This is a genomic window from Thalassospira sp. CA1 (genome assembly GCF_059052855.1).
The window spans coordinates 602,587-616,728 of sequence record NZ_JBZCIA010000001.1 but is presented as its reverse complement, the minus strand read 5'-3'; the positions used below and the strand labels follow the sequence as shown (position 1 = coordinate 616,728).

At 57.1% G+C, this 14,142-nt stretch carries 9 protein-coding genes and 1 tRNA gene; 4 read left to right on the top strand and 6 right to left on the bottom strand.

Features of this window, described 5'->3' with window-relative positions:
- Window positions 1-79: 79 nt before the first annotated feature.
- Entirely contained in the window at window positions 80-4,645 is a 4,566-nt protein-coding gene (gltB, locus tag AC5Q5A_RS02805) for a glutamate synthase large subunit (protein ID WP_296987502.1), read from the bottom strand.
- A gap of 29 nt (window positions 4,646-4,674) precedes the next feature.
- Window positions 4,675-6,105, bottom strand: a complete 1,431-nt coding sequence (locus tag AC5Q5A_RS02800) for an NAD(P)-dependent oxidoreductase (RefSeq protein ID WP_008888355.1) — start codon at window positions 6,103-6,105, stop codon at window positions 4,675-4,677.
- 265 nt (window positions 6,106-6,370) lie between these two features.
- On the opposite strand from AC5Q5A_RS02800, the gene AC5Q5A_RS02795 reads away from it, so the two are divergent.
- Both AC5Q5A_RS02795 and AC5Q5A_RS02790 read left to right on the top strand, forming a co-directional pair.
- Window positions 6,371-7,201: an undecaprenyl-diphosphate phosphatase gene (locus tag AC5Q5A_RS02795; RefSeq protein ID WP_064787562.1), complete on the top strand. Its 831-nt coding sequence runs from the start codon at window positions 6,371-6,373 to the stop codon at window positions 7,199-7,201.
- 41 nt (window positions 7,202-7,242) lie between these two features.
- Window positions 7,243-7,782, top strand: coding sequence for a GNAT family N-acetyltransferase (locus AC5Q5A_RS02790; protein ID WP_493894268.1), 540 nt, complete (start codon window positions 7,243-7,245; stop codon window positions 7,780-7,782).
- Window positions 7,783-7,805: 23 nt separating this feature from the next.
- Here the strand turns inward: AC5Q5A_RS02790 and AC5Q5A_RS02785 are convergent, their stop codons facing one another.
- From AC5Q5A_RS02785 to AC5Q5A_RS02770, 4 genes are all read right to left on the bottom strand, one after another.
- A complete protein-coding gene (locus AC5Q5A_RS02785) occupies window positions 7,806-8,081 on the bottom strand; it encodes a DUF3572 domain-containing protein (protein WP_008888358.1) in 276 nt (91 codons plus the stop codon).
- Window positions 8,082-8,109: 28 nt separating this feature from the next.
- On the bottom strand, window positions 8,110-8,502 hold the full coding sequence (locus AC5Q5A_RS02780; RefSeq protein WP_008888359.1) for a hypothetical protein: 393 nt from the start codon (window positions 8,500-8,502) through the stop codon (window positions 8,110-8,112).
- A 70-nt stretch (window positions 8,503-8,572) separates the two neighbouring features.
- Window positions 8,573-11,314, bottom strand: coding sequence for a cation-transporting P-type ATPase (locus AC5Q5A_RS02775; RefSeq protein ID WP_493894267.1), 2,742 nt, complete (start codon window positions 11,312-11,314; stop codon window positions 8,573-8,575).
- Between the two features lie 295 nt (window positions 11,315-11,609).
- A tRNA-Leu gene (locus AC5Q5A_RS02770) sits at window positions 11,610-11,696 on the bottom strand.
- Window positions 11,697-11,896: 200 nt separating this feature from the next.
- On the opposite strand from AC5Q5A_RS02770, the gene AC5Q5A_RS02765 reads away from it, so the two are divergent.
- Both AC5Q5A_RS02765 and bluB read left to right on the top strand, forming a co-directional pair.
- Window positions 11,897-13,300: a hypothetical protein gene (locus AC5Q5A_RS02765; protein ID WP_493894266.1), complete on the top strand. Its 1,404-nt coding sequence runs from the start codon at window positions 11,897-11,899 to the stop codon at window positions 13,298-13,300.
- A 136-nt stretch (window positions 13,301-13,436) separates the two neighbouring features.
- Window positions 13,437-14,123: a 5,6-dimethylbenzimidazole synthase gene (gene bluB, locus AC5Q5A_RS02760; RefSeq protein WP_493894265.1), complete on the top strand. Its 687-nt coding sequence runs from the start codon at window positions 13,437-13,439 to the stop codon at window positions 14,121-14,123.
- The last annotated feature ends 19 nt before the right edge of the window (window positions 14,124-14,142 follow it).

Below are 14,142 nucleotides of genomic sequence, written 5' to 3'. Positions count from 1 at the left end.
AAGCCCCGTACCGAAGTACGGGGCGAGTTCGTTTGTCCAGGTGTGTTGGACAAGGGAGCTTGCGCAAAAGCGTGAGGGATCACGCAGTTGCCTGGTTTTCGCTCTCGGAGCGAATGGGGTGTTCCAGCTTGTCGACGATTTCCTTTGGCACGATCTGCCAGAAGTTGCCGCGTTCACGATCCCAGTTATCGAGGATGGTGCGGGCGAAACCACTTTCGGTTTCGGCCACATGTTCTTCGATCAGAGAACGGCAATGTTCGTCCCAATGCTGGGTTTCAATGCGCTGATACAGGATGGAGCCATCATTAACGACATCGGCAAAGGTATTGTCCCTGTCATAGATGAACGCCATGCCACCGGTCATGCCAGCACCGAAGTTTTCACCAACGGAGCCAAGAATGACAGCCGTGCCGCCGGTCATATATTCACAACCGTTCGAGCCACAGCCTTCGACCACGACAGTCGCACCGGAGTTACGCACACAGAAACGTTCACCGGCCTGACCGGCGGCAAACAGCTTGCCTGCGGTCGCACCATACAAAATGGTGTTGCCGATGATGGTGTTTTCGTTGGTCTTAAGCGAGCTGCTTGGGCGCGGACGCAGAACAATCGTTCCGCCCGAAAGGCCCTTGCCGACATAGTCGTTGGCATCGCCCTGAACTTCGATCTTGAGCCCCTGCACGGCAAAGGCACCAAGCGACTGACCAGCCGAGCCACGAAGACGGACATGGAGATGGCCCGGTTTCAGGCCGGTCATGCCGTATTTCTGCGTGATCAGTGACGACATCCGGGTCCCAATCGCACGCTGGGTGTTCTGGATGTTGTACTGAAGCTGCATCTTTTCGCCGTCTTCCAGAAGCGGACGGGCATCCTTGATCATCTGGGCATCAAGAGTGTCGGGTACTTCGTTACGGCCTTCGATGGTGCAGAAGCGGGCATGATCGCCAGCATCTGCCTGTGCCAGAAGCGGGTTAAGGTCAAGGTCAACAAGGTCCTTGGCACCACGGTGAACCTGCTGAAGCAGATCCGAGCGACCAATGACCTCTTCGAGGCGGGTGTAGCCAAGTTCAGCCAGAACGTCTTTGACTTCCTCGGCCATGAAGGTGAACAGGTTGACCAGCTTGTCTGCGGTACCGACGAACTTGGCACGCAGTGCCGGATCCTGGGTACAGACCCCCACCGGGCAGGTGTTCGAATGGCACTGACGGACCATGATGCAACCAAGTGCGATCAGGGAGGCCGTCCCGATACCGAATTCCTCGGCACCGAGCATGGCACCGATCACCACGTCGCGGCCGGTTTTGAAACCACCGTCAACGCGCAGCTTGACCTTGTCACGCAGGTTGTTGAGCGTCAGGACCTGGTTGACTTCCGACAGGCCCATTTCCCACGGAACACCGGCATATTTGATCGAGGTCTGCGGGCTTGCACCCGTACCGCCGTCATAACCGGAAATCAGGATCACGTCGGCTTTTGCCTTGGCAACACCGGCGGCAATCGTCCCGACACCCGAACGCGACACCAGCTTGACGCAGACGCGGCAGCGCGGGTTGATCTGTTTGAGGTCGTAGATCAGCTGTGCCAGATCTTCGATCGAGTAGATGTCATGGTGCGGCGGCGGCGAAATCAGGGTCACACCCGGCGTTGCATGACGCAGCTGGGCGATTTCCACCGTGACCTTGAAGCCCGGCAGCTGACCACCTTCGCCCGGTTTTGCACCCTGGGCGACCTTGATCTGGATTTCTTCGCAGTTGTTGAGGTATTCGGCCGTGACGCCAAAGCGACCCGATGCAACCTGCTTGATCGAGGAACGCGCATTGTCACCGTTCGCACGCGGACGGAAACGTTCACGCGATTCACCACCTTCACCGGAGTTCGATTTCGCACCGATGCGGTTCATGGCGATCGCAAGGGCCTCGTGCGCCTCGGTCGAGAGCGCCCCGTGGGACATGCCCGGGGTTACGAAACGCTTGCGGATTTCGGTGATGCTTTCGACCTTGTCCTGATGAACAGGGCTATGGTCACTGCGGAAATCAAGAAGATCGCGCAGATGAAGCGGTTCACGCGAACGCAGACCTTCGGAGAACTTGCGGAAGGTGTTGTAGCTGCCAGACGTCACAGCGGACTGCAAGGTGTGGATCAGCGGACCGGTCCAGACGTGACGTTCGCCACTGCGACGGTATTTGTAGAGACCACCCACCGGAAGCGTCACGACATTGCCGTTAAAGGCTTCTTTGTGCTGGGCGATTGTGCGGCGCTGAATACCCTGAAGGCCGATCCCCGAAATGCGCGACGGCATGCCCGGGAAGAATTCAGCCACAAGCGACCGCGACAGACCGATGCTTTCGAAGTTGTAGCCACCACGATAGGAGCTGATGATCGAGATGCCCATTTTCGACATGATCTTGAGCAAACCGGCATCAATTGCGGCCTTGAAGCGCTGCATGACTTCGGCGGTGCTGTTCACATTCGGGAACAGGCCACGCGCATAACGATCCAGCAGACCTTCCTGTGCGAGATAGGCGTTGACCGTCGTTGCACCGACACCGATCAGAACGGCGAAGTAATGCACATCCATGCATTCGGCCGAGCGAACGTTGAGCGAGATATAGGTGCGAAGCGACGTCTTCACGAGGTAGCTGTGTACACCACCGGTCGCAAGGATCATCGGGATTGCGGCACGGGTTTCGGAAATGCCTTCGTCGGTCAGGATGATGTGCAGGGCACCGCCGCGCACAGCTTCCTCGGCTTCGCGCTGGATGCGGGTGATCGCATCACGCAGGGCCGTCTGCCCACCACCGATGTCAAAGGTGGTGTCGATTTCAACAGCACTTTCGCCCATATAGCCGCGCATGGCGTCATATTCGGCGTTGGTCAGAACCGGGCTTTCGAGCTGCAGCAAGTCACACTGGCTTTCATCCTCGTCGAGGATGTTGCCAAGGTTGCCCAGACGGGTCTTCAGGCTCATGACGCGCGCTTCACGAAGACTGTCGATCGGCGGGTTGGTGACCTGCGAGAAGTTCTGACGGAAGAAGTGATGCAGGCCGCGATAACGATCTGACAAGATCGCAAGCGGGGTGTCATCACCCATCGAACCGATGGCTTCCTTGCCGTCCTCACCCATCGGATGAAGGATCAGTTCAAGGTCTTCGTGGGAAAGGCCCATCGCCTTTTGCATGCGCAGCAGGCGTTCTTTTTCGAAATGTGCCGGTTCGGCATGTTCCGGTGAAATCAGATCATCAAGCACCTTGGTGCGGCCAACCCATTTCGACCAGTCGCGACGTGCTGCCAGCTGATCTTTAAGCTCGGCATCATGCAGCAGTTTGCCTTCTGCGAGGTTGACGGCAATCATCTGGCCCGGGCCGAGGCGACCTTTTTCAACGCAGGCTTCCTCGTCGATATGAACCATACCGGCCTCGGAACCAGCGATCAGAAGACCGTTGCCCGTCACCGCATAGCGCAGCGGACGCAGACCGTTACGGTCAGTACCACCCATCAGCCATTTGCCGCCATAGGCCGCAAGGGCGGCCGGACCGTCCCACGGTTCCATCACGGCGTTGCAATAGGCATAGAGGTTTTTATAGCTGTCGGGTGTGGATGCCTTTTTCGACCAGGCTTCGGGCACCATCATGGTTTTGACCATCGGAAGGTCGCGACCCGAACGCACCATCAGTTCGAACACGGCATCAAGGGCGGCCGAGTCAGACGAGCCCGGCTGGATCACCGGTTTGAGGTCATCGATGCTGTCAGCATAGGCATCATGTGCCATGCGTGCTTCATGGCTTTTCATCCAGTTGACGTTGCCGCGCAGCGTGTTGATTTCGCCGTTATGGGCGAGAACACGGAACGGCTGTGCCAACGGCCAGCTCGGGAAGGTGTTGGTCGAGTAGCGCTGATGATAGACGCAGAAGTTCGAGATGAAGCGATCATCGCGCAGATCAGGATAGAACGTATCGACGTCTTCGGCCAGGAACATGCCCTTGTAGATCACCGAACGGCACGACATCGAGCAGATGTAGAAATCCTTGATCGCCTCGGAAAGCACAGCCTTCTCGATGCGGCGACGGATAGCATAAAGGTCGATCTCGAACTTTTCTTCGTCGACGTCATCACGGACACCGATCAGAACCTGTTCGATTTCCGGGCGGGTCTGGTTGGCTTTTTCACCGATGACCGATACATCAACCGGCACCTGACGCCAGCCGAGAATGCCGTAACCCTGTTTGAGGATTTCGGTTTCAACAATCGCACGGCAACGTTCCTGTGCGGCCATGTCGATACGCGGCAGGAAGACCTGACCAACAGCGATCAGGCTGTCCGGGGCTTCCTGGTTGATGACCTTAAGATATGCCTTGAAGAAATCCTGCGGGATCTGAAGGTGGATACCTGCGCCATCACCGGTCTTGCCGTCGGCATCAACAGCACCACGGTGCCAGATGGCTTTCAGCGCCTCGATACCGGCTTCGACAACTTCGCGACGCGGTTTGCCGTCAATGGCACCGACCAGACCCACACCACAGTTGGCGTGTTCTTCGGCCGGGTCATACATGCCACTGGCTTCAAGATGTGCTGCGTTCTTTTCAAAACGGGCGATGTCAGCAGCGCCACGGTTCTGATCCATTTTATCCTGAACGATCTTGTTCATATCGTCTCTCTCCTAATGCGGCAGCGGGCTTAAGCAGCAGCTTCTTTGCGCGCCAGCAAATACTCATCAATCCGGTCAGCCGCATCACGGCCATCGCGAATTGCCCAGACCACAAGCGACGCACCACGGGCAATATCACCCGCAGCAAACACGCCATCGAGATTGGTCATCATGGTGCGGAAGTCGATCTTGACCGTGCCCCAGCGCGAAACACCCAGTTCCGGTGCATCAAACAGGGTCGGCAGGTCTTCGGGTTCGAAACCAAGCGCCAGGATGACCATGTCGGCATCCATGGTGTAGCTGGAACCTTCGATGATTTCCGGGCTCTGACGGCCACCGGCATCCGGGGCACCAAGGCGCATCTTGACCGCACGCACACCGGTTACCTTGTCATCGCCGACAAAGGCTTCGGGGTTGGTCAGCCAGACAAACTCGACACCTTCTTCCTCGGCATTGGCGACTTCGCGCTGCGAGCCCGGCATGTTTGCACGGTCACGGCGATAGAGACACTTGACCGATTTGGCACCCTGACGGATCGCGGTACGGACACAGTCCATGGCGGTATCACCACCACCGATCACGACAACATTCTTGTCCTTGGCATTCAGCGTTCCGTCTTCGTAAGCAGGAACCGTGTCACCCAGGCCGTGGCGGTTGGACGTGGTCAGGTATTCAAGTGCCGGATAGACATTGCCAAGACCGGCACCGGGCAGCTTCAGTTCGCGGGCCTTGTAAACGCCGGTCGCGATCAGAACACTGTCATGTTTCTTGCGCAGGTCATCAAGGGTCGCATCGCGGCCAACCTCGAATTCGGTGTGCATGACAACACCACCTTCTTCGAGAAGCTTCACACGGCGTTCGACGACATCCTTTTCAAGCTTGAAGCCCGGAATACCATAAACCAGCAGCCCGCCCATGCGGTCATAACGGTCATAGATGTGGACTTCATATCCTTTGAGGCGCAGCTGTTCGGCCGCGGCCATACCACCCGGACCACCGCCGATGATGCCAACCGACATGCCATTTTCCTTGGCCGGTTTCGGCGGCTTCACCCAGCCATTCGCAAAGGCGGTGTCGGTGATGTATTTTTCAACAGAACCGATGGTAACAGCACCGTGGGTCGACTGTTCGATCACACAATTGCCTTCACACAGGCGATCCTGCGGGCAGATGCGACCGGTGACTTCGGGCATGTTGTTGGTTGCAGCCGAGATGGCATAAGCCTCTTCAAGGCGACCTTCGGTGGTCAGGCGCAGCCAATCGGGGATGTTATTATAAAGCGGGCAATGCGCCTGGCAGAATGGCACACCACACTGCGAGCAGCGCGATGACTGATCGGCGGCACTATTGTCATCAAACGGTGCATAAATTTCGTTGAAATCCGTGCGGCGCTCGGACGCTTCTCTTTTGTGCGGATATTTTTGTTCAAGATGAACAAATGTCAGCATCTTTTCTGTCATGACGGCCCTCTGGAAGGGTTTTATGTTGCGGGTTTTGCTCTGTATACGTGTCGAACAGGCAAGAATCCAGCACAAAATATCATTTAGGTCAATATTACTGACTTAAATATCCGGACAATTTTTCCGGTTTTTCAAAGAGAGCCTCGGAAAATGACCGCAACATTGTTTCAATAGTACCATAATGGTACTATTTATGCGTTTCGCCAAAATGGGCTAAACTGCTATAAGCGATCAGTTTTTGCAGCGAACAGCCACAGAGGCGGGCGTGACCCTACAGCACATTATTCTTCTGGCGATCGTTCAAGGGATCACCGAATTTCTCCCGATCAGTTCATCTGGCCACCTTGTCCTGGCCCCTGCCCTCACCGGCAGCGCGGATCAGGGTTTGTTGGTAGATGTCGCGGTGCATGTCGGTACTTTGGCTGCTGTTTTGATCTATTTCTGGCGTGATGTGTTTGCCATGCTTGGCGGATTCGTCCGGCTGTTTACCGGGCGAATCAATCCCGGTGCCCGTCTTGCCCTTCATATCGTGCTTGCCACCATCCCGGTGATTGCCGTCGGATTCTATTTCAAGGTTTCCGGGATCGAGGAACAGCTGCGCTCTGTTGAAATCATTGCCTGGACCACACTTGGCTTTGGCATCTTGCTTTGGCTTGCCGACAAGGTCGGCATGACGATCAACCGTCTTGAACATATGCGCTGGGGCGGTGCCCTGTTTATCGGACTTGCACAGGTTCTGGCCCTTGTTCCGGGTACCAGCCGGTCGGGCATCACCATGACGGCAGCGCGCTTCATGGGGTACGAACGATCGGACGCGGCGCAGTTTTCGATGCTGATGTCGATCCCGGTCATTCTCGGTGCCGGGTTGCTGGCAGGGATCGATTTGCATCAGGCAGGCGACATCAACCTGACCGAAGACGTTCTGCTTGCAGCGGGTCTGTCATTTATCACCGCCCTGATCGCCATCGCCCTTTTGATGAGCTGGCTGAAACGATCCAGCTTCACGCCCTTTGCGATCTATCGCATTTTGCTGGGCGGCGGACTTCTGGTGTGGATTTACGTCTATGGCGGTGCGCCCCTTCCGTTCCTGAGCTGACCAAACACCACCACCGTCCAACGCATACCCAAGAGCCCCACATGTTTTTACGTCCCCTTGACCCGGCGGCAGATGGCGCCGCATTGCACCGCATTTTTGGTGATCCGGATTGCTGTACCTGGCTTCCGGACCCGGCCTTTGCCGATCTTGAAGCGACGATTACCAAATTGCGCGAATGGACAATCGGGTTCGAGGCGACATCATGGGTGATCTGCGAGACACCGGATGGACCAGCCCTTGGGCGTATTGCGCTTTATAATGTCGGGCGCGACGAGGATGTCTGGGAAGCGGCCTGCATGGTGACCCCGGCCGCACGCGGTCGGAATTACGCCGCACGTGGTCTTCATGCCGCGATCCGGTATCTGTTTGAAAACACCACCGCGCGCCGGGTGTTTGCCGATATCGACCCGGACAATCATGCGTCAATCAGAACATTTGAAAAGCTGGGCTTCACCCGCGAAGGCGTTCTGCGCGGCGAGTGGCAAACCCATATCGGCATTCGTGATTCTGTGATTTTCGGGCTACTGCGCACCGACAGCCTGACCGATATTCCCAATCCGCCTGAATTGATCACAGCCTAGGCTGGTGTTTTTCCGGGCCGGGGTCAGTCCTGCCAGATGGGACCGCCGGACAGCACAATCTGGGCACGTGCCGGGTCTTCGGGGGCATAATCCGACTCCTCGACAAAGCGCATCAAAAACGGTTCGTGCGACAGCAGGAATTCAAGCGCACCACACTGCACCTCGTTCGAGGCGATCCCGGCTTTGAGATCATCAAGCCCCATGCCGGTTTGCGCGATCAACCCCTGAAGCAATTCGTCATCGCCGGCGATATGAGCGATGGCGCGAATGGCGAGAGTTTCGGCTGCTTCCTTGTTCATATGTGCGAATGCCTGCGTGATAGAACTGTTATTTAAACCATTTTGCCTTGGACAAGGCGCGCCAGACAACAAGACCGGCAATCACGATGACGCCAGCGGCAATTGCGCCCAAGCCATTGCCCGCCACCAGCACCAGCCCCCAGAAGCCGACCGTACCAAAGCCAATTGCCAAACTGAGGAAGGCGGACTTTGTCAGGGTGTCCTGATTTTTCTGGGCCATTTCGGCGCGTTTGATTTCATCGACGATCTCATACCAGGCCAGTTGCTGCCAACGGGAATATTTCAGCCCCTTGCTCGGCCCTTTGCGGAGGAATTCATCAAGCTGTTTGACGATATTGGCTGCGCGCTCTTCGGGGGCAACATATTTGCCAATCCGTTCTTTCTTGCGCGGGCCTTCGTCTTCTTGGTCTGGTAACGGCATAGGGCAGCCTGACACGTGATTGCGGCGATGCGTTATGGATAGGCGGCATCTGCTTTACATCCGGTAAACATTACCCTGTCTTGCGTTTCTGCCAGCGGCGCAGGAAAGCCTTTTCAATCTCGACCAGCACAAAGACGCTAAACCCGACCCCGACGGCCATCGCCCAGCCAAGCGGCGGGATGGCGACACTTTCAAACAGATACTGCATCGGCGGGGCATAGGTGTAGATCAGCTGGAAAAGCACGACCAGTGCGACCGCGATCAACACCGCCCGACTGCCCAAAAGCCCTTGTCTGGTGAATGCCGATGCGGTCAGGAAGCGGGCGTTAAACAGATAGAACAGTTCAAACATCACAAGCGTGTTGACCGCAACCGTGCGCGATACTTCAAGGTCCGCCCCGCGGTTCTGGGACCAGACAAACACGCCGTACACACCGGCCACAAGAATGAGTGAGACAAAAATCGTCCGCCAGATCAGAAAGCCCGATAGTAACGGTGCATCGCGCCTGCGCGGTTGACGCTTCATGACATTGTCTTCAGCGGGCTCAAACGCAAGGGCGAGGGCGAGCGTCACCGCGGTGATCATATTAACCCAGAGGATTTGCGGGGCGGTGATTGGCAACAACTGCCCCAAGGCCAGCGCCATGACAATCGTCAGGGCCTCCCCGCCGCTGCTGGGCAGGATGAACAGGATCGATTTGACCAGATTGTCGTAAACCGTTCGGCCTTCTTCGACCGCGGCGGCGATCGATGCAAAATTGTCATCGACCAGCACCATTTCGGCGGCTTCCTTGGCGGCCTCATTGCCCTTCTGGCCCATGGCAACGCCGACATCGGCGCGCTTGAGCGCCGGGGCGTCATTAACGCCATCGCCGGTCATGGCAACGACATGGCCCTCTGCCTGCAGGGCCTTGACCAGACGCAGCTTGTGTTCGGGACTGGTGCGGGCGAAAACGTGGGATTTCCGGGCGACGGCGCGCAATGCGTCATCATCAAGCCCGTCAAGCTCGTGGCCGCTGACCACAGGTTCGCCATCGCCAAGGCCGAGTTGCCGGGCAATGGCACCGGCTGTCACCGCATGGTCGCCGGTGATCATTTTAACTGCAATCCCGGCAGCACGGCATTTGGCAACGGCGGCGATGGCTTCCTCGCGCGGCGGGTCGACCAATCCGTAAAGGCCGATCAACACAAGATCCTGTTTGACGTCGTCGAACACCAGTTGGTGATGGCCGTTATGGGTCGGGCGGAAGGCAAGTGCCAGCACCCGTTGGCCATTTTCGGCCATTTCCTGCATGCGGGCTTCCCAATAGGGGCGATCCAGGACTTCCTGATAATCCGGTCCGCCCTGAGAGTTGCACATGGCAAGGATACGTTCCGGCGCGCCTTTGACATAGATGAAGCCATGCCCCTCTGCATGGTGATGCAGGGTCGCCATGAAACGATGTTCGGATTCAAACGGGATGACGTCATGGCGCGGCAATTGACGGTTTTCAGTGCCGGGTTCCAGTTTCGCCTTCATGGCAAGGGCAACCAGTGCGCCTTCGGTCGGGTCGCCATCAACCGACCATTGACCATCACTTTCATGCAGACCGGCGTCACTGCACAAAAGTGCCCCGCGCGCCATTTCGGTCAGGCCGGGATGGTCATCCGGTTTGACCGGTTTGCCATCAAGCTCAAAGCCGCCTTCGGGCCGGTATCCTGTGCCCGTGACGGCATAAAGATGCTTGCCGGTGGCGAGCGACTGCACCGTCATTTCGTTGCGCGTCAGCGTGCCGGTCTTGTCCGAGCAGATGACGCTGACCGATCCCAATGCCTCCACCACCGGCAGGCGGCGAATAATGGCGCGCCGTGCGGCCATGCGTTGCACGCCGGTGGCAAGGGCGATGGTCATGATCGCAGGCAGGCCTTCGGGGATGGCGGCGACGGCGAGCGCGACCGCACCGACAAACATGTCCGCCGCCCCGCGCCCATGCACCCAGACACCAATGGCAAAGGTAATAAAGGCGACCGCCATGATGGCAGCACTGAGTTTACGCCCGAAGGTCGACATTTGCCGCAGAAGTGGCGTGGTAAGGGTGGTGACTTCGGACAAAAGCGCACTGATGCGGCCGATTTCGGTTTTGGCACCGGTGGCAACAACCACGCCGCAGCCCTGCCCGTGGGTGACCATGGTGCCGGAATAGGCCATGGAAAAACGATCACCGAGTGCTGCTTCCGCGGCCACGGGGGAGACGGCCTTATCGACGGGGACAGATTCGCCCGTCAGGATGGCTTCCTGAATTTGCAGACCCTTGACCCGGCTCAGACGCACATCAGCCGGGACCTTGTCCCCCGATTGCAGATGGATGATATCGCCGGGCACGACGTCTTCGGCGGGGATTTCGATTTTACGCCCGGCCCGCTCGACGATGGCGGCAAGCGAAAGCATATTGCGGATTGCTTCAAGCGCGCTTTCGGCTCGGCCTTCCTGCACGAAACCGATGATGGCGTTGATCACCACCACCGCCAGAATGACCGACGTGTCGACCCAATGCGCCAGTGCCGCCGTGACGAGAGCTGCCAGCAGCAGGACATAAATCAGCACATTGTTGAATTGGGCCAGAAACCGGATCAGCGGCCCACGCCGACGCGGCGGATCAAGCCGGTTGGGGCCATATTGCGCCAGACGTTCGGATGCTTGGTCTGCATCAAGGCCTTGCGGGCTTGTTTGGAAAGCTTCAAGGGCCTGATCGGCGGGTAGTGCGTGCCATGCGCCGTCCTGCTGGATCGGTACGCCCGAAAATTCTGTGGCTTTGGCAGCGACTTTGTTCATGGCGATGCTGGCCTGTTGATGGCGTGAATACGCACATCACAGATCCTATCGCACTGCAGCATCTCATACAAGAAGTCACCGATTGATCATCAGGTTACAAACAGTGCGGCGGCGGCAATGACACCAATGGCAATCAAGTGAACCATCTTCATTCTCCTGCATTGGGGATGAAACAACATCCACAGCAAACCTGTGCCGGGATGCTCACAGGATGAAATACAAAGCAGAGGATTTGATGACAGGAATTCGGCAATTTGGTGCCGGGACCTTAAACAGGGTCCGTTTGCCGATGCGCTGGTGCGGGCGGCCGGACTTGAACCGGCAAAGCCTTAGGGCTGACGGATTTTAAGTCCGCTGCGTTTACCAATTTCGCCACGCCCGCGACGCGCGTTGGGACCGGACAAAGCCGGTGCAAAGCGTTCTAGCGCGGCTTGGTTTTTGACGCAACATTCTATTGGCGCTAATCGGCACCTTTGCGCGACTAAACAGCAATGGGGCAGAACTGCCCGTGTTTCTCCATATTCCGTGCATTTTCGTCTGTCATGCTGGACCACTGACCCAAACAGTCACGTTTAAAGTCAGATGCACAGGCGTTTTCAAGCTGCCGTGATTGCCACGGTCTGTCTGGCGGCCGTTACCTATATCCTTCGACGGGAGATAAGCCAGCCGCCCATAATACCGCAGGCCTTTGCCCGCGATGATGCCGCACGGCCTGATGCACCGGTATTGCGCAACAAGACCACCACCCGGACCGCAAATCAGCAGCGCCATATGAACCGCCTGTATGACAAGATGGACGAAGATCTGTATGACAGTCGGGTGGCGCCCTTGTTGTTTGATGGCTTCCTTTCTCCGCCGCAACAGGCCACCGAACATCTGCAATTTGGCATGGGCACACCAACGCCCAGCGAAATTCTGGCCGGGCGTAATGCGCTTTCATCGCTTGCGCGCAAGCTTGACCTTGATAGTGCGGCGGGGACGTTCCCGACCCAATCGCGCAGCGTGCATGCGCCAATCAGTATCTGGCTTGCGGGCAACCATTCAGAACTTGAAAACCGGATCACCGGGTCGGGCTATGATCCAGGCCTCAGTGGCGACACCATCTCGATTGATAGCGGTGTGGATTATCTGATTGATGACGGGCTTGTGCTTGGCATCGGGGTTGGCTGGGGCAGCACGGTTGGCGAATCCGGCACCCGGCAATTGGGTTATCGCGAGAACAATCTGGCCCTGTCGCCCTATTTCGTCTCGCGCGTGACAGACTGGTTTAACCTGCGCGGCAGCATCAGCCTTGGCCAAAGCACCATCCGCCAATCGCCGATTGGCCCGGTGCCAGATAATCTGCGCTATGCCGAACGGCTTGATAGTACCAGCATTTCAAACAGCATCGGTTTTGGCACCGACTATGAGTTTGGCGCAGTGCCGCTGCGCATCCAGCTTGATGGCGACATCACCACCGCGCGCGAATATGTTGATGCGGCGCGCGCCACCAATGGTGGACTTGTGCCCGGAAGCATTGCGACCACGCAGCTTTTTGATGCCTCGGTCGAGGCGCGCTATCGCCTTGGTTTTGGCAATCATGAAATCATTCCGTTTGCCGGGCAGGACGAGACCATATCGCTTCTGAACCAGAATTACGGGCGCAGCGGATCGACACGATATTATGCCGGGGCCGACTATGCCTATGATCCGCTGAGTTTTGATCTCAGCATTCAGGGGTTTCGCGACATTGCCACCGGGACTGAGGACATTACCGGCATTCGATCGGAGTTTTCCCTGATCCATGATGTGGCACAGTCATCGATGACGCTTGAGCCGTTTGTCAGCATTGAAAGCACCAATCTTTATCTTGATACCGGGGGTGGTATTACCCAGCAATGGGGTAGTTTCCCCGCCAGCGTCAGTTTCGAGCTGCGGCGAAAACTGAGTTATGAAGTGTCGCACGGCAACTATACCGGTTTTCTGACCATAGATGTGCCGTTCTAGGCTTACGTAAAGCGCATGCTGCGCAAAAATCGGCTGTGATGGATCGATGAGATCATCTTGCTATTGGCGACAGCGACGCTGACAGGTAGGGTGCAAAACAATTGAGATTTACCTCGCATTTCATCGGGCCCGCGCCATGACCAAACCAGATCAGATTGCCACAAACAGCGCCCCGGAAACGGACCTGACGCCGCCGGTTTTTGACCAGGCGTTTCAAAAGCAGTTCATCAATCTTTTACTCTGGCGGCGTGATGTCCGGCGTTTTCGCACAGACCCGATCCCTAAGGGCGATGTCGATGATCTGATCAAGGAAGCCTGCTTGGCGCCGTCGGTCGGCAATTGTCAGCCATGGCGTTTTGTGAAGGTCAATGACCCGAAACGTCGTAAATCAATTCGCGACAGTTTCGAGCGCGCCAATAACGAAGCACTTAATGACTATCACGGCGAACGCGCCAAGCTTTATGCGTCGCTGAAGCTTCAGGGCATGGATCAGGCCCCGGTACAGTTGGCCGTGTTTGCCGATGAAGAAACCGAAGCAGGCATGGGACTGGGCCGTAAGACCATGCCCGAGATGCTTGATTATTCTGCGGTCGCCGCTGTGCAGCTGCTGTGGCTGGCCGCACGTGTGAAGGGCATCGGGGTTGGCTGGGTTTCGATCCTTGAGCCGGATGTGGTTGGCAAGACGCTTGATGTGCCAGACCATTGGCGCCTCATTGCCTATCTGTGTATCGGATATCCCGAAGAAGATCACGTCGTGCCCGAACTGGTCCGCGAAGGCTGGCAGGATCGCATTGATCCCGATGCGCTGACACTTGAACGCTGATTGCCAAAACATATTTCAG

Coding starts and splice junctions, on each gene's coding strand:
- gltB (WP_296987502.1), bottom strand. CDS start 4,645: ATGAACAAGATCGTTCAGGATAAAATGGATCAGAACCGTGGCGCTGCT.
- AC5Q5A_RS02800 (WP_008888355.1), bottom strand. CDS start 6,105: ATGACAGAAAAGATGCTGACATTTGTTCATCTTGAACAAAAATATCCG.
- AC5Q5A_RS02790 (WP_493894268.1), top strand. CDS start 7,243: ATGTTTTTACGTCCCCTTGACCCGGCGGCAGATGGCGCCGCATTGCAC.
- AC5Q5A_RS02785 (WP_008888358.1), bottom strand. CDS start 8,081: ATGAACAAGGAAGCAGCCGAAACTCTCGCCATTCGCGCCATCGCTCAT.
- AC5Q5A_RS02780 (WP_008888359.1), bottom strand. CDS start 8,502: ATGCCGTTACCAGACCAAGAAGACGAAGGCCCGCGCAAGAAAGAACGG.
- AC5Q5A_RS02775 (WP_493894267.1), bottom strand. CDS start 11,314: ATGAACAAAGTCGCTGCCAAAGCCACAGAATTTTCGGGCGTACCGATC.
- AC5Q5A_RS02765 (WP_493894266.1), top strand. CDS start 11,897: ATGCACAGGCGTTTTCAAGCTGCCGTGATTGCCACGGTCTGTCTGGCG.
- bluB (WP_493894265.1), top strand. CDS start 13,437: ATGACCAAACCAGATCAGATTGCCACAAACAGCGCCCCGGAAACGGAC.